This is a genomic window from Lentzea sokolovensis (assembly GCF_033949975.1).
Classification (GTDB): domain Bacteria; phylum Actinomycetota; class Actinomycetes; order Mycobacteriales; family Pseudonocardiaceae; genus Lentzea; species Lentzea sokolovensis.
Genome location: NZ_JAXAVU010000006.1, coordinates 1 through 15,562 on the forward strand (window position 1 = coordinate 1; position 15,562 = coordinate 15,562).

The window sequence follows — 15,562 nt, forward strand, 5'->3', positions numbered from 1 at the left end:
GCCAACGCGCCCCACAAAGCAACGCGCCTCCGCCCAAAGCAACAGGCGTGCCATCTACCTGCGTATGGCGTGGACCCCGGTTTTTGATCAGATTGGCGGGGTCTGGGGCGGAGCCCCAGGAATCAGCCGCACAGAACGCCCGCAACCCAACCACCTACGAACACGAAACCGCCGCCCGCCAACGAACCAGGGGAACGCCCCCGAAAACCGGCGCGACAACGCCGAAGGCGGCCCCAGCACCCACCGACTTACGGAACGCCAACGACCCACCATCCGGGTGCACGACACAAGCCACATCCCCACCCAAACCGGACCACCCCCACCCCCGTGACCAGCACTTTCCCCACCCCCGAAGAAATCCCCCAAAAATCCTGAAAACCAGCGCAACGGACCGCCACAACGTGCGTCTATGTGGGTGTCGCAAGCAGCACAGCCAGGGAACGTTCGGGGCGGTCCAAGGCAGCCAAGCAGCCTGCAGACGAAGGGGAGCGAAGGGACGGCGGGGGCCTAACTTCGCGGCGAAGTGCGGCCGGACCGAACGGGAGAGCGGTCCGGCCGCACTGTCTTCTCAGGACTGTCTTCTGGGGACTGCCACGTCCGGCGCGGGCCTGGACGGCACAGACAAGGGTCCGGCTTTCTCAGGCGCAGCCCGGCTTCTGCCCGGCGCGGCCCAGGCGCGGCCCAGGCGCGGACCCCGAGCGCACCAGTCACCTGGAAGATCGACGCAGGTCGTCCCCGCCGCGTCCAAAAATTGTCAGACCCCCGGAGCATCATCAACCGCATGAGGCCACAACCCCAGCGGGAGAGCTCAAGATGGATCACGTACTGGCCGGCGCCCTGCACGAACGTGTGTTCGCAATCCTCAGCCAGCTGGAATCCCCGGAAACGACCAACCTGGTCGAAGCCTGGCGCACCCTGCTCAGCCACCACGAACCAACGGAGAGCGGGTCCTGCAAGGCGTGCGGCCCACGCTGGCGCAGACACATGTGCTCGGTCTGGCGCGTAGCAGCGACTTATTTCGTCCGGCCTGAAGCAGCTCGCCCGGCCGGAACCAGCTGAGCCCGGCGCGATGTCGCCCGGTAAGACACCGCCCGCACGGCCGGAGCGCGCAGCGGGAGGGCGAAAGCTGGAGCGCGACTAGAGCGACGCTAGAGGCTCCTGGGCCACATGAGCCCTCTGAGGCTTCTCAAACACCCTGACCCACACCACGAGGTGGGCCAGGAGCGAAATCCCGTCAGAAAGCTACTGAGCCGTAGTTCAACAAGTTCCGAACCAGAGGCCCGGAAGCCCCGCGAACCGATCAACCCGGAGAACCGACGAACCGGAGAACCCGGAGGTCCGGTGAATCAGACCGTCACACCGCGAGCGTTCAGCCAGGTCAGCGGGTTGATCTTCTGGCCACCGGGGTTCCAGACCTCGAAGTGCAGGTGGGGGCCGGTGGAGAAGCCGCGGTTGCCCATGCGGGCGATCTGCTCGCCTGCCTTGACGACCTGGCCCTCGCGGACGTTGAACGTGTCGACGTGGCCGTAGACGGTGATGGTGCCGTCGGCGTGCTCCACGCGGACCCAGAGGCCGAAGCCGGAGGCGGGACCCGCCTCGATCACCCTGCCGTCGGAGGCGGCGAGGATCGGGGTGCCGATGGGGCCGGCGATGTCGATGCCGAGGTGCATGGTGCCCCAGCGGCCGCCGTAGCCGGAGGTGAAGTCACCGGCGGCGGGGCGGACGAACTTCGGGCGCTTCTTCTCGGCCTCGACGGCTTCGCGCTCGGTGGTGAGCTGCTGGCTGCGCAGGAGCTTGGCGGCCTCGGCGGAACCCTCCGCCGTGGTCTTGGAGACCGCGAGGATCTGCGGGGCGGGGGCGGTGTCGCCTCCCACGCCGTCGAAGGTGGCGGCGCCGCCGGAGTGGTTCGCGAGCTGAACGTCACTGCTGTCGTCCGCTGCGGCCTGGCCGATCTGGCCTGCGCCTGCTGCTGCGAACGCGCCTACTGCGACGGCGGCGACGACGATGCGTCCGCGAAGCGCCGAGGGTGGCGGGGGGAGCCGGTGAGAGCTGACCGTGCGCGCGTTGGCGCGGTCGACTGCCTCTTCAAGCGCAGCACTGCGTTCATGGCCGCCGGGGGAGCGGTGGTGACTCAAAGCTTGCCCTTCCGCCTTCGGGGAGCCTGATCTTGTGGACTGCCGGGCGGGGGATTCCCGGTGAGTCAGGATTCGGGGTTCTGACTCGGTGTCCTTCTGTGATCAGACCGTGACAACGGACCGGGGGAAGGTAACGGCTGGGAGCCTCGGAGGGCAAACCCCAGTTCGTTATGTCCTCCCAATGGGCGGCGACCAGCGGGTTTCAACTGTCAACTGTGACTGTCGGTCATGCCAGGCGCTCGACACGCCTCACCGCCAGCGGCGATGGGGTGAGTTGACAAGTCATCCGATCGGGTGATGGCCGTCACAACTACATGAAGAGTCCTCGTGTCAACCGGCAAAGAAAGGTGACCTGAATCACGTATCTGGTGCTCTTCGACGTGCAACGACGAGTGCTCCAGTCGGGCGTTGCGCTGAGGCACGATGATCTGATCCATCTCCGACCAGACCACGACGAAGCGCGTGCGGCACGGCCGGCACGGTTCGGCGAGCTCGTCCAGCAACTCGGAGCCCGGTCGCAGTTGCTTGGTCAGCGGAGTCGGCAGCAGATAGGCGGCGAGCGTGCCGCTGTGCGGCGTTCCCAGTGTTACGAGTGTGCGAACGCGGGCGTCGCCATGCAGCCGTTGTACGTAGTACCGAGCAATGAGCCCGCCCAGCGAATGGCCGACGACGTGCACCTGATCGGATCCGGTCTGCTCACAGATCCGCTCGATGTGCGCGCCGAGCAACGCGGCGGAACGGCGGACGTCTCCGGTCAACGCCGTCAGCACGCTGTAGTTGATGGCGTGAACTACCCCGAAGCCCCGCCTTCGCAGCGCCCCCGACAGCACCGCGAAGGCGGAACGGTTGTCCCCGATGCCATGCACCAACACGATCGGGGTGCCCGCCGCGTCCATCGCCGAAACCATCAGCCCGCGCTGGCGCGGGGGCAGGCCGTCGGTGCGGTAGTGCCGGTACTGGCCATCTGTGCGCAGCTGTTCGGTGATCGCGCCCCACGGGTAGAGCACCGCGTGGGCCGTCAGCCAGGCCGCTTCCATCGCGACCCCGCGCATGCCGCCGGGCGTGGCCATCGCCCGCAGCGCGACCTTCACCTCTTCCGCGACATCGCGGGCTGTGTGCACGCCCCAGCCCGCACGGTCGAGGGCCGCGTCCGTCAGACGCGTGATCCACGACCGGCCGCTCTCGCTCATATGAGCGACGGTAAGTGATGAAGTCACGGGCTAGGAGTACCCGCCGGACGTTTTCCACATGCGAACGAAATTCGTCTTGATACGTCTGGGAGGCCACACGCGGTCACACATCGGTATTGCTAGGTTCGCCCGCGATGACTCGCACCGAGCTCGAGAACCAGACCCCGGCGGCCGCGAGGCTGCGCACGTCGTGGGCACTCGCCGCGGCAGGCTCCCTTCTACTGGCGGCCGGTCCGCTGCTCGGCGTGGTCGACGGCGCGGATCCCGCCTTCACGTCGTGGCCGCTGCTCGCCCTGCTGGCGCTGTTGCCGCCGGTCGTTGCGGGTGTGCTGCTGATGCGCGGCCGCCCGTTCGTGGCGGCCGGGCTGATCGCCGCGGTCGGTGTCTTCGCGGTCGGGCGCCTGCTGAGCGACTTCCAGATCGTCCTCGACGCGATGAAGGTGGCGCGGCCGGAGTTGTTCCGGCCTGCGACCCTCGTCGCGGTCGTCCCGTCGGCGGGGGTCTGGCTGCTGATCGCCGGGCACCTGCTGGTGATCGCGGGCGGCGCGCTCGCGGCCGGTCGCGCCGGCATGCCCGCGGACGAGTCGGAGCCCCCGACGCTGGTGGCCGTGCCGGTGATCATCGCCGCGTGGGCCGCGATCGGGTTGCTGGGCAAGCCGTTCATCTCGACGGACCCGTTCCAGCTGGACCGCGGGCCGTGGGACCTGCCGGTGCTCGGCCTGACCGGCGGTCTGCTGATCGCACTGGCCGCGCCGCTCGCCACCGCGCTCGCGGCCAGCTCACCCGACCCGGACACCCGTCAGGGCGGGACGATCGGCGTGACGCTCGCGCTGCTCGCCGTCGTGCTGCCGCCGCTGGTGGCGGGCACCGTCGCGGCCGGGCTGAGCATCAGCGTGGGGTCGATGATCGCGCTGGTCGCCGCTCTCGTGCTGCCCATCACGCCTCTGTACGGCCGGACGGCGCGACTGTTGCGCGGCAATCGCGACGAGACGCGCGACCCGGCACTGCCCTCTCTTCAGCGAATGCACCTGGCCGCAGGTGTCTTCACCGTCCTCTCGGCCGCCGCGATGCTCATCGGCGCGTTGCTGCCGCAGCTCGTCCTCACCACGGGCGGTGTCGCACCCGATCTGGCGTCCGTGAACCTGCTCTGGGCGGCCGGACTCGCGTTCGCCGGGCTGGGACTCCTCCTGGTGTTGCCGTCCACGGCCGCCGTGGTGCGCCCGGCACTGGTGGGCGGTTACTTCGCCATGCAGTTCGCCGCGGCGGGCGCGACCGAACCGGTGCTGGCGGCGAGCCAGCTGGGCGTCGCGCAGCCCGGTGCGGGCTTCTGGCTGATGACTCTCGAAATCCCCCTCGGCCTGCTGGCACTGGCCTGCGCGGGCCTCGCGGGTGCGATCGAGCGGGAGAACGCGGGCGAGACCAAGAAGGAGCAGGTTCCGGTGACCGAGCTGGGCGCCGTGCTGCTCGCCGGGCTCTTCGCGACAGGCGCCTTCGTGCTGCCGACCCTGCGTGGCAACGGGTACACGTCACCGACCCTGATCCCGGACAACGACCCGACGGTCTCCGCCGTCCTGCTGATCTCCCTCATCGTGCTGATCATGACCCTCGTGCTCGCACTCCGGTCGAAGCCCGCTCGTGGCGCGGCCACGCTCGTGGGCGGCGCGCTGCTGCTCGGCGTGCGGGCGCTCGAACTGCCGCTGACCGGCGGCCGCGTCGAGGGCGCGGTGGCGGCGCCCGGCACGTGGCTGGCGCTGGCGTCGATCGCGGCGCTGCTGATCGCGGCCGGGTTGATGGGGACTCGCGCGGCCCGCTGAAACGTGTCGCAAAAGACTCACGAACGTCTCAAGCGCCTGCTTTTCCTCATAACGCGCGCGCACGCGTGATCGACCTCACCGCCGTTGAGACCGACCTCACCAGTGGTGGCGTGCGAGCGGTACGTGCAGCTCGATAGTGTCTGGGCCCAGCCGCGTCAAGTGGGTTCGCACGGCCCCTTGAGGACCACCCAGGCGCGGTGTTCCGACACCGACGTCGCAGGAGACCCGAGTGGACCTGTACGAGTACCAGGCGAAGGATCTCTTCGCCGCCCACGGCGTCCCGGTTCTGCCGGGCGATGTGGCAACCAACCCAGCTGACGCCAAGGCCATCGCCGCGAAGTTCGGCCAGGCCGTTGTCGTCAAGGCCCAGGTCAAGACCGGCGGCCGCGGCAAGGCCGGTGGTGTGAAGCTCGCTTCCACCCCCGAGGAGACCGAGGAGAAGGCGACCGCCATTCTCGGCCTCGACATCAAGGGGCACATCGTTCACCGCGTTCTGGTGACGCCCGCCTCCGACATCGCGGAGGAGTACTACTTCTCCTTCCTGCTCGACCGTGCCAACCGCACCTTCCTCGCCATGGCGAGCGTCGAGGGCGGCATGGACATCGAGGAGGTCGCCGCGACCAAGCCCGAGGCCCTCGCGAAGATCGCCATCGACGCCATCAAGGGCGTCGACGTGGCCAAGGCCACGGAGATCGCCGACGCGGCGAACTTCCCGGCCGAGGTCAAGGACCAGGTCGTCGACACCATCGTGAAGCTCTGGGAGACCTTCGTCTCCGAGGACGCCACGCTCGTCGAGGTCAACCCGCTGGTCCGCGACCCGCAGGGCAAGATCGTCGCGCTCGACGGCAAGGTCACGCTCGACGAGAACGCCGACTTCCGCCACCCGGCGCACGCCGAGCTGGTCGACAAGCAGGCTGAGAACCCCCTCGAGGCGAAGGCCAAGGAGAAGGGCCTCAACTACGTCAAGCTCGACGGCGAGGTCGGCATCATCGGAAACGGTGCCGGTCTGGTCATGTCGACGCTGGACGTCGTCGCGTACGCCGGTGAGCAGTACGGCGTGAAGCCCGCGAACTTCCTCGACATCGGTGGCGGCGCGTCCGCCGAGGTCATGGCCAACGGCCTGGACGTCATCCTCGGCGACGAGGCCGTCCGCTCGGTCTTCGTCAACGTCTTCGGTGGCATCACCGCGTGCGACGCCGTCGCCAACGGCATCGTGAAGGCGCTGGAGATCCTCGGCGACTCGGCCACCAAGCCGCTCGTCGTCCGCCTCGACGGCAACAACGTGGAGGAGGGCCGCGCGATTCTCGCCGAGGCCAACCACCCGCTGGTGACCGTTGTCGACACGATGGACAACGCGGCCGCCAAGGCCGCCGAGCTCGCGGCTGCGGGGGTCTGACCAAGATGGCTATCTTCCTCAACGAGACCAGCAAGGTCATCGTCCAGGGCATGACCGGTGCCGAAGGCACCAAGCACACCAAGCGCATGCTCGCGTCCGGCACGAACATCGTCGGTGGCGTGAACCCGCGCAAGGCGGGCGAGAAGGTCGACTTCGACGGCACCGTCCTCCCGGTCTTCGGCACCGTCAAGGAGGCCATGGAGGCCACCGGCGCGAACGTGACCGTGATCTTCGTCCCGCCGGCCTTCTCGAAGGCCGCCGTGGTCGAGGCGATCGACGCCGAGATCGAGCTGGCCGTCGTCATCACCGAGGGCATCCCGGTGCACGACACCGCCTACTTCTGGGCGCACGCCGTCGCGACGGGCCACAAGACCCGCATCATCGGCCCGAACTGCCCCGGCATCATCAGCCCCGGCAAGTCGAACGCCGGCATCATCCCCGCGAACATCGCGGGCAGCGGCAAGATCGGCCTGGTGTCGAAGTCGGGCACGCTGACCTACCAGATGATGCACGAGCTGCGGGACTTCGGTTTCTCCACCGCGATCGGCATCGGTGGCGACCCGATCATCGGCACCACGCACATCGACGCCCTCGAGGCGTTCGAGGCGGACCCCGAGACCACCGCGATCGTGATGATCGGTGAGATCGGTGGCGACGCCGAGGAGCGCGCCGCGGCGTACATCAAGGAGAACGTGACCAAGCCGGTCGTCGGCTACGTCGCGGGCTTCACCGCTCCCGAGGGCAAGACCATGGGCCACGCCGGCGCCATCGTCTCGGGCTCGGCGGGCACCGCGCAGGCGAAGAAGGAGGCCCTCGAGGCCGCCGGCGTCAAGGTCGGCAAGACGCCGTCCGAGACCGCCGACCTGATGCGCGAGATCATGCAGAGCCTCTGAGGTTGCTGAGTCTCTGATCTCATACACGCAGTACAACGCGAGGGCCGGGTTCCGAGTAGTTTCGGAGTCCGGCCCTCGCCGCGTGGTGGCGAAAAGTGAACACCGTGCCGGGTTCCGGCTAGTTTCGGAGTCCGGCACTCGCTCGTATGGCGGAACCGGCATGATCGGTCCATCGTCTTAGTAGCGGGTGCAGAGCACTGCTAGCGTCAATCGACGCACCCTGGTTTGAGGAGGAGACCTCGACATGTCCGTGCCTTACGGCGCACCCCAACAGCAGCCGCCGGGTCCGGCACAGCACCAGGCTCCGCCGCCGGCCCACGGGGCCTCCGGCGCCAACAACATCAACCTGGCCCTGATCCTCCCGCTGGTCGCTGCGGGTCTCGGCCTCGTCGCCTACCTCGTCGCGTTCGCGGACGACGTCAGCGGCAACGTGACGTACCTGCTGGCCGCGGGCATGCTCGCCGGCCTCTCGGTGCTGCCCAACGTCCCGAAGGGCTTCGTCCCGGTCGCCGCGGTCCTCGCGGGCGTCCAGACGCTGCTTCAGTTGCAGGGCATCATCAAGTCGCCGTCCGTGCAGGGCCTCGACATCGTGCTGCTCATCGTCGCGCTGCTCGAGACGGCCGCGGTCGTGCTCGCGTTCCTGCTCGCCGAGGGCATCGTGAAGTTCGAGCCGAAGCCCCCGAACCCGTACGCGGGTCAGCAGCAGGGGCAGCCGGGCGGCTGGAACCCGCAGTCCGGCGCGTTCCCGCAGCAGGGCCAGCACCCGCAGCACGGCGCGCCCCAGCAGGCCCCGCAGCAGCAGGCGCCTCAGCAGTTCGGCCAGCAGCAGCAGTTCGGTCAGCAGCCGCAGCAGCCCGCCCAGCCGGGTCAGCCGCCGCAGCAGACCAGCTTCATGCCGCAGCCGGGCCAGTTCGGCTCGCCGGGCACGCCGCCCGGCGGCTTCGGCGGACCGCAGCAGTAAGGTCCGCACACCGTTCGACCTCAGGGGTGGTGCCGGTTCTCCGGCACCACCCCTGTCGTATGACCCGGCGTGCCTGCCCCGAATGGCTCAGGCGGCCTGACACAGTGGAGAAGTGCCCGTGCTGCAACGCGATGTGACCCGCGAGGTCAACACCGTGCGCCCACCGGAGTTCTCGCGGTCCGAACGCACGCGTGTGCTGATCGCCTCCGCGGTCGGATCGGTGGTCGTCGGATACGCCGCGGTCGCCGCGGTCCTCGCGCTGGTCTCCGCGACGGCCACGTACGCCGAGTTCTCCACGTCAGGCGTGCTCAGCGCCGCCGCGCCCGCCTGGCTGGCGGCGCACCACGTGCCGCTGCGCTTCGACTCGGGGCAGCTCGGCGTGCTGCCGCTGCTGCCCACGGCGTTGCTGATGCTGCTGGTCGCCCGCACCGCCGCGGGCGCCGCCGACCGTCTCGGACTGTACGAACCGCTGCAGGCTCGCGGTGTCGTGCTCAGCATCGCCGGATCGCACGCCGTCGTCGGCGGCACGATCGCGCTGGTCATGGGCGAGGGCGTCGTGCGCGCCACACCGGCTGTCGCGTTCTTCGGCTGCGCGGCCGTGTCCGGTCTCGCCGCGACGATCGGCGTGGCCCGCCGTTGTGGCCTGGTCGAGGTGGTGTTCGACAAGCTCGACCCGGTGGCGCTGCACGGTCTGCGCTCCGGCTTCATGGCGTTGTTCGCGCTGGTCAGCATGGGTGCGGTGGCGGTGGCGGCCGGTCTCGCGGCGTCCTGGCCGACGACCAGCGGGCTCTTCGCGGAGGCCGGTCCGTCGTTCGGTGTCGGCCTCGGCGTGTTCCTGCTGTGCCTGGGCTACCTGCCGAACGCGATCATCGCGGGCTTCTCGTACGTCGTGGGCGCCGGGTTCTCGCTGGGCGGGGTCGAGGTCGCGCCGACGCGGTTCGTCGGCGGTCCGGTGCCCCCGGTGCCGCTGCTGGCGGCCATGCCGGAGAGCGCGTTCGCGTGGAGTCCCGCCGTGCTGGCCGGCGGCGCGGTGCTCGGCGTGTTCGTCGGCTGGACCTGCCGCAAGGTGTCCGACCGGCCGACCTCGCGGCTGCGCGCGGTGCTGGTGGCGGCGATCACGGCGGGCGTGGGCAGCCTGGTGCTCGCCGCGACGGCCGGTGGACGGCTGGCGGGCGGCGCGTTCGACCCCGTGACGGTGCCAGCGGGCCTGCTCGCGCTGCTCGTGGCGCTGTGGGTGCTGGTGCCGGGCGCGCTGGTGGCCTGGCTCGCGGGGAACCGCAAGAAGGCCGCGGTGGCGGACGACGCCGAGTTCGTCGAGCCGGACTACGACGAGGACGCGGAGGCAGCCGACCCGGACGTCGTGTTCGAGGACGACGAGCTCACCGAACAGTTCGAACAGCTCGAAGTCGTGGACGAGGACGAGTTCGAGGTCGAGGAGGACCTCGAAGACGACGACTACTACGACGAGGACGAGTACGACGAGGAAGAGCCAGAAGACGTCGAAGACGCCGAAGACGCCGAAGACGTTGAGGGCGAACAGGAAGACGACGCGGACGAGGACCTCGAAGAGGAAGAGGACCTTGATGCGGAGTTCGACGAAATGCTCGGCATGCCCTCCGAGGAGGACCTGGACGGCAAGCCGGGACGGTGACGTCCTAGGCTGCTCCTGAGCTGCTGCAACGACCAGGAGTAGACGCTGAGCACCGAACTTCGGCTTCCCACACCGGCGCGCGTCGTCGTACTCGTCTCCGGTTCCGGAACCCTCATGCAGGCCCTGCTGGACGCGGACCTCCCGATCGAGGTGGTCGCGGTCGGCGCCGACCGCGAGAACATCGAGGGCCTCAAGCGCGCCGAACGCGCCGGCGTGCCCCACTTCGCCGTGAAACTGCGCGACCACGCCGACCGCACGGCCTGGGACGCCGCCCTGACCGGGGCCGTCGCGTCCTACGAGCCCGACCTGGTCGTGTCCGCCGGCTTCATGAAGATCATCGGTGAGCAGTTCCTCGCCCGCTTCGGCGGCCGCATGATCAACACCCACCCCGCGCTGCTGCCGGCCTTCCCCGGCGCGCACGGCGTGCGCGACGCCCTGGCCTACGGCGTGCACGTCACCGGATCGACGGTGCACCTGGTCGACGCGGGCGTCGACACGGGCCCGATCCTCGCGCAGGAGGCCGTTGTCGTCGAACCCGGCGACACCGAGGAGACCCTGCACGAACGCATCAAGGTCGTCGAACGCCGGCTGCTCGTCGAGACAGTCGGCCGGCTCGCCCGTGAGGGCTGCACCGTGAACGGACGAAAGGTGAGCATTCCGTGAGCACTCCTGCCGAGAGGCGACCGGTCCGCCGGGCCCTGATCGGGGTCTCCGACAAGGCCGGCCTGCTGGAACTGGCCACCGGCCTGCACGCGGCCGGAGTCGAGATCGTGTCCACCGGCGGCACCGCGAAGGTGCTGGCCGACGCGGGCGTCCCCGTGACGCCGGTCGAGCAGGTCACCGGGTTCCCCGAGTGCCTCGACGGCCGCGTGAAGACGCTGCACCCGCGCGTGCACGCCGGTCTGCTGGCTGACCTGCGCAAGGACTCGCACGTCCAGCAGCTGCGCGAGATGGACATCGCGCCGTTCGACCTGCTGATCGTGAACCTGTACCCGTTCACGCAGACCGTCGCGTCGGGTGCTTCCCCGGACGACTGCGTCGAGCAGATCGACATCGGCGGCCCCGCGATGGTCCGCGCGTCGGCGAAGAACCACGCCAACGTCGCGGTCGTCGTCGACCCGGCGCGCTACGACTGGGTGCTGGAGAACGTCCGCGAGGGCGGCTTCACCCTGGCCGACCGGCAGCGCCTGGCCGCCGACGCGTTCCGCCACACCGCTTCCTACGACGTGGCCGTGGCCTCGTGGATGGGCAACGCGCTGGCACCGGACGACGAGGGCAGTGGCTTCCCCGGCTGGGTCGGCGCGACCTGGAACCGGTCGAACGTGCTGCGCTACGGCGAGAACCCGCACCAGAGCGCCGCGATCTACACGCAGGGCGACGGCCGCGTGGGCCTGGCGTCGGCGAAGCAGTTGCACGGCAAGGAGATGTCGTACAACAACTACCTCGACGGTGACGCCGCGTGGCGTGCCGCGTGGGACCACGAGCTGCCGTGCGTCGCGATCATCAAGCACGCCAACCCGTGCGGCATCGCGGTGTCCGAGCTGAGCATCGCGGACGCGCACCGCAAGGCGCACGAGTGCGACCCGGTCAGCGCGTTCGGCGGCATCATCGCGGCGAACCGCGAGGTCACCGTGGAGATGGCCGAGTTCGTCTCGGAGATCTTCACCGAGGTCGTCATCGCTCCGTCCTATGCGGACGGTGCGGTCGAGGTGTTGCAGCGCAAGAAGAACGTGCGCATCCTCGTGGCCGAGGCGCCTGCTCGTGGTGGCGCCGAGATGCGTCCGGTGTCCGGTGGCCTGCTCCTGCAGCAGCGCGACGCCATCGACGCGTCCGGTGACTCGCCGGCGAACTGGACCCTGGCGGCCGGCAAGCCCGCGGACGAGAAGACGCTGGCGGACCTCGAGTTCGCGTGGCGTGCCATCCGCGCGGTGAAGTCGAACGCGATCCTGCTGGCGGACAACGGCGCCACCGTCGGCGTCGGCATGGGCCAGGTCAACCGGGTCGACTCGTCGCACCTCGCGGTGAAGCGCGCCGGTGAGCGGGCCAAGGGCGCGGTCGGCGCGTCCGACGCGTTCTTCCCGTTCTCGGACGGTCTCGAAGTGCTGCTGGAAGCCGGCGTGCGCGCGGTCGTGCAGCCCGGTGGTTCGGTGCGCGACTCCGAGGTCATCGCCAAGGCCGAGGAAGCGGGCATCACGCTGTACCTCACGGGTACGCGTCACTTCGCCCACTAGACAAGGTGTTGCGAGGGGCCGCTCCCGGTTCGGGAGTGGCCCCTTTCGCGTCAGATCTTCGCGACCATCTCTTCGGCGACGCCCCTGGCGGCTGCTTCGAGCTCCGCGGGGTCGGGCTTCGTGTTGGCGAACAGCCCCGCGTCCCAGCCGGAGAGGTCGACCTCGACGATCATCTCGCCCTTGCGCACGATGACCGACATCTCGGTGAACGCCGACTTCGTCTCCACGAGGATCACCACGGCCTCGTCGCCGAGTCCTTCGATCGGCTTCTGCAGCGGCGTGCCCTGGGTGTTGGCCATGTTCATCGAGATGGACCGGCTGAAGGCGGATTCCGCCTCCTCCCGCTCGTTGGTGACGGAGACGTCGGTGGTGCGGTGGCCCGTACCGTCGACACCCTTGGTCTGGTTCCACGAGCAGGTCGTGCGCACGCCCTTGGACAGCTTCGTCTCGCGCGACATGAGCCCGTTCGGGTTCGTCGTGCGCGCTTTGGCCAGCGCCGTCTCGGAGACGTTGCCGCACAACGAGGGCAGCTTGTCGGCGCGTTTGCTGGTGCCGCTGTCCTTGTTGACGTTGAGGTGGAGCACGAGCCCGGTGACGACGCCGGCGAGCACCAGCACCCCGGCGAGTGTGCCGACGACCAGCGGCGCCTTGCTCTTCTTGGGTGGCTGTGGCGGACCCCAGCCCGGCGGTGGTTGCTGCCAGCCCTGCTGTGGAGGTGGTGGCTGCTGATGCCAGCCGTGCGGAGGTGGTTGAGTCACGGTTTCCCCAGTTCCAAGTAGTGCTCAGGGCACCGTAGAGGAGCTCCCGGACCCGTGTGGCCGTGTCCACCAAAAGGGTGACGCTCTGGGATTGACACAGGGGTGCGTCCACGCGCTACGATCATCTCGTTCGTTCGAACAAGCGTTCGAATAAGCAAGTCGCCGAACTTCCCTCGGCGGTCGTGCACAGGGGTGCGCACGGTCCGTGAAGGGAGGTGGGTGGAGTGTCCAGGTCGGCAACGGCGTCGTTGGCCGCGCTCGGGGTGAACCCGGCCAGCGAGCTGACCAGCACCACCACCGACCACACCACGGGGCGGGTTCTGCCGGTTCGCGGGGAACTGGCGGGCCTGCTCCCGTGGGGCGGCTTGCGGCGTGGCAGCACGGTGTCGGTGGGCGGATCGACATCGTTGCTGCTCGCCCTGCTGGCGGGTGCGACCGCGGACGGCTGCTGGGCCGCCGTGGTCGGTCTGCCCCAGGTGGGAGTGCTGGCCGCGGCCGAACTGGGCGTCGCGGTGCAACGCCTGGCACTGGTCCCACGTCCCGGCTCCGATCCGGGCCCGGTCATCGCGGCCCTGCTGGACGGCATCGACCTGGTGGCCGTCGCCTGCCCGCTCCCTCCCTCACTGGCCCGCCGACTGACAGCCCGCGCCCGCCAACGGCGCTCCGTGCTCATCGCCTACGGCCCCTGGCCCTCGGCCGACGTGGAACTGACCGCGGAGTCCGTGAGCTGGAACCCGTTGCGCGACGGCGCGGAAACGTTGCGGCGCCAGGAGATCACCGTGCGCAGCGGTGGCCGAGGCTCGGCAGGACGCGCGAAGAACGTGCTGCTGACCTTTGGTGCGGAAGAAATCGAGCTCCCGCTGGTGGCCGGCGAACCGGCCCGCCCCGACGAGCCGGCTGATGCCGGTCCGGGCCGGGCCGACGAGCTGGCCGCCAGGCGGGTGGACAGTGCCGTCACCAGGCGGACGGAGGCAGTGGAACGCCTGGTCAGGCTCGCGCAAAAGGGTCCGTCGGCGTGAAGGACACACGGCTGCTCGCCGTCTGGTGCCCCGACTGGCCCGTCATCGCCGCCTGCACCGCCACCGGTACCGCCCCGCACGTGCCGGTGGCGGTGGTCGACGGCAACGAGATCGTGTCCACCTCGGCGGTGGCGCGGGCCGAGGGCATCCGGAGGGCGATGCGCAAGCGCGCGGCCGAGGCGATGTGTCCCGAGCTGATCACCTTCGAGCACGACCCGCAGCGCGACGCCCGGTTCTTCGAGCCGGTCGCGGAGGCCGTCGAGGAGCTCGCGCCCGGCATCGAGGTCGTGCTGCCAGGGTTGGTCGCGGTGCCGGCGCAGGGGCCGGTCGGCTACTTCGGGTCCGCGGAGCAGGCGGCCGAACGGATCGTCGACCACGTCGCGGCCCGCACCGGGACCGAGGCTCAGGTGGGCATGGCCGACAGCCTGTTCGCGGCCACGAAAGCCGCGCACCGCAACGTGATCGTGCCACCGGACCGGACGCCGGAGTTCCTCCGGCCGTTGGGCGTGCACGAGCTTGATGCTCCAGATTTGGTCGACCTGCTCAGAAGGCTCGGCCTGAAGACGCTCGGCGCTTTCGCGGACGTGCCGGAGAACGCGGTGGCGTCGAGGTTCGGCGGCCCGGCCACCCGGCAGCACCGGCTGGCCCGCGGGTTGCCGGAACGCCCGCTCGACAAGCGCAGGCCCGCGCCGGAGCTGGCGGTCACCGAGACCTTCGACGACCCGGTCGAGCGCATCGACGCGGCCGCGTTCGCCGCGAAGATCCTGTCGGAACGGCTGCACGAGAACCTCGCGGCCAGAAGTCTCGCGTGCACGCGTCTCGGCATCCACGCCCGCACCGAGAACGACGAGGAGCTGCACCGGGTGTGGCGGGCCGCGGAACCGTTGACACCACGGGGAATCGCGGACCGGGTGCGCTGGCAGCTCGACGGGTGGCTCACCCGCGAACGCCTCACCTCCGGCATCCGCACGCTCACCCTCGAACCGGTCGAGGTCGTCAACGGCACCGCGCTCCAGCTCGGGTTGTGGGGCCACGACGACGAACGCGCGGTGCGGGCGTTGCTGCACGTCCAGGGGTTGCTCGGCCCGGATGGCGTGCTCACCGGGGTCATCGACGGCGGCAGGGGACCGGAGGAGCAGGTCAGGCTCGTGCCGTGGGGCGACGAACGGGTGCCCGCTCGAAATCCGGATCACCCGTGGCCCGGCAGGCTCACCAGGGCACCCGCGACGCTCGCCGACGACCCCGCGGACCTGGAGGACGAGGCAGGCGGCGAGGTCGGCGTGACCGGCCGCCTCGAACTCACCGCGCAGCCGAAGAAGCTGACCGTCAAAGGGAAAACACGGGAGATCACCGCGTGGGCCGGGCCGTGGCCGGTCGACGAGCGGTGGTGGGCGCCGGACCCGCACCGGGCCGCGCGCATCCAGGTGCAGACGAACGACCAGGCGTTCCTGCTGATCCGCAGGGACCAGAGGTGGTTTCTGGAAGGGGTGTACGACTGATGCACGACGAGTACT

General features: G+C 69.7%; 12 protein-coding genes. 9 read left to right on the forward strand and 3 right to left on the reverse strand.

The window, feature by feature from the left end:
- Positions 1 to 1,346: 1,346 nt before the first annotated feature.
- Positions 1,347 to 2,135, reverse strand: a complete 789-nt coding sequence (locus SK854_RS11185) for a M23 family metallopeptidase (protein WP_319974995.1) — start codon at positions 2,133 to 2,135, stop codon at positions 1,347 to 1,349.
- Positions 2,136 to 2,344: 209 nt separating this feature from the next.
- The gene (locus SK854_RS11190) at positions 2,345 to 3,352 is read right to left on the reverse strand and encodes an esterase/lipase family protein (RefSeq protein ID WP_319974996.1); all 1,008 of its coding nucleotides are present in this window, start codon (positions 3,350 to 3,352) and stop codon (positions 2,345 to 2,347) included.
- A 107-nt stretch (positions 3,353 to 3,459) separates the two neighbouring features.
- Between SK854_RS11190 and SK854_RS11195 the strand changes: the two genes are divergently transcribed.
- The 7 genes from SK854_RS11195 to purH all read left to right on the forward strand — a co-directional run bounded on the left by SK854_RS11195 (position 3,460) and on the right by purH (position 12,271).
- Positions 3,460 to 5,139 (forward strand): hypothetical protein, encoded by a 1,680-nt coding sequence (locus SK854_RS11195; RefSeq protein ID WP_319974997.1) that lies wholly within the window; start codon positions 3,460 to 3,462, stop codon positions 5,137 to 5,139.
- 229 nt (positions 5,140 to 5,368) lie between these two features.
- Complete coding sequence (gene sucC / locus SK854_RS11200; RefSeq protein ID WP_319974998.1) at positions 5,369 to 6,535, forward strand: ADP-forming succinate--CoA ligase subunit beta; 1,167 nt, start codon at positions 5,369 to 5,371, stop codon at positions 6,533 to 6,535.
- 5 nt (positions 6,536 to 6,540) lie between these two features.
- Positions 6,541 to 7,428, forward strand: a complete 888-nt coding sequence (gene sucD / locus SK854_RS11205; RefSeq protein ID WP_319974999.1) for a succinate--CoA ligase subunit alpha — start codon at positions 6,541 to 6,543, stop codon at positions 7,426 to 7,428.
- Positions 7,429 to 7,672: 244 nt separating this feature from the next.
- Positions 7,673 to 8,389 carry a DUF5336 domain-containing protein gene (locus SK854_RS11210; protein WP_319975000.1) on the forward strand — a complete coding sequence of 239 codons (717 nt, stop codon included), beginning with the start codon at positions 7,673 to 7,675 and terminating at the stop codon, positions 8,387 to 8,389.
- Between the two features lie 118 nt (positions 8,390 to 8,507).
- The gene (locus SK854_RS11215) at positions 8,508 to 10,040 is read left to right on the forward strand and encodes a cell division protein PerM (RefSeq protein ID WP_319975001.1); all 1,533 of its coding nucleotides are present in this window, start codon (positions 8,508 to 8,510) and stop codon (positions 10,038 to 10,040) included.
- Between the two features lie 45 nt (positions 10,041 to 10,085).
- Positions 10,086 to 10,703 carry a phosphoribosylglycinamide formyltransferase gene (gene purN / locus SK854_RS11220; protein WP_319975188.1) on the forward strand — a complete coding sequence of 206 codons (618 nt, stop codon included), beginning with the start codon at positions 10,086 to 10,088 and terminating at the stop codon, positions 10,701 to 10,703.
- Positions 10,700 to 12,271: a bifunctional phosphoribosylaminoimidazolecarboxamide formyltransferase/IMP cyclohydrolase gene (purH, locus tag SK854_RS11225; protein WP_319975002.1), complete on the forward strand. Its 1,572-nt coding sequence runs from the start codon at positions 10,700 to 10,702 to the stop codon at positions 12,269 to 12,271. Before purN ends, purH begins: the two co-directional genes overlap by 4 nt.
- Before the next feature lie 50 nt (positions 12,272 to 12,321).
- Here purH and SK854_RS11230 read toward each other — a convergent pair whose 3' ends face one another.
- A complete protein-coding gene (locus tag SK854_RS11230; protein WP_319975003.1) occupies positions 12,322 to 13,029 on the reverse strand; it encodes a hypothetical protein in 708 nt (235 codons plus the stop codon).
- Positions 13,030 to 13,253: 224 nt separating this feature from the next.
- On the opposite strand from SK854_RS11230, the gene SK854_RS11235 reads away from it, so the two are divergent.
- Together SK854_RS11235 and SK854_RS11240 are read left to right on the forward strand one after the other, a co-directional pair.
- Positions 13,254 to 14,048 carry a hypothetical protein gene (locus SK854_RS11235; RefSeq protein ID WP_319975004.1) on the forward strand — a complete coding sequence of 265 codons (795 nt, stop codon included), beginning with the start codon at positions 13,254 to 13,256 and terminating at the stop codon, positions 14,046 to 14,048.
- Positions 14,045 to 15,547 carry a DNA polymerase Y family protein gene (locus SK854_RS11240; RefSeq protein ID WP_319975005.1) on the forward strand — a complete coding sequence of 501 codons (1,503 nt, stop codon included), beginning with the start codon at positions 14,045 to 14,047 and terminating at the stop codon, positions 15,545 to 15,547. The genes SK854_RS11235 and SK854_RS11240 overlap by 4 nt, the downstream gene beginning before the upstream one ends.
- Positions 15,548 to 15,562: the final 15 nt, after the last annotated feature.

Coding starts and splice junctions, on each gene's coding strand:
- SK854_RS11195 (WP_319974997.1), top strand. CDS start 3,460: ATGACTCGCACCGAGCTCGAGAACCAGACCCCGGCGGCCGCGAGGCTG.
- sucD (WP_319974999.1), top strand. CDS start 6,541: ATGGCTATCTTCCTCAACGAGACCAGCAAGGTCATCGTCCAGGGCATG.
- SK854_RS11210 (WP_319975000.1), top strand. CDS start 7,673: ATGTCCGTGCCTTACGGCGCACCCCAACAGCAGCCGCCGGGTCCGGCA.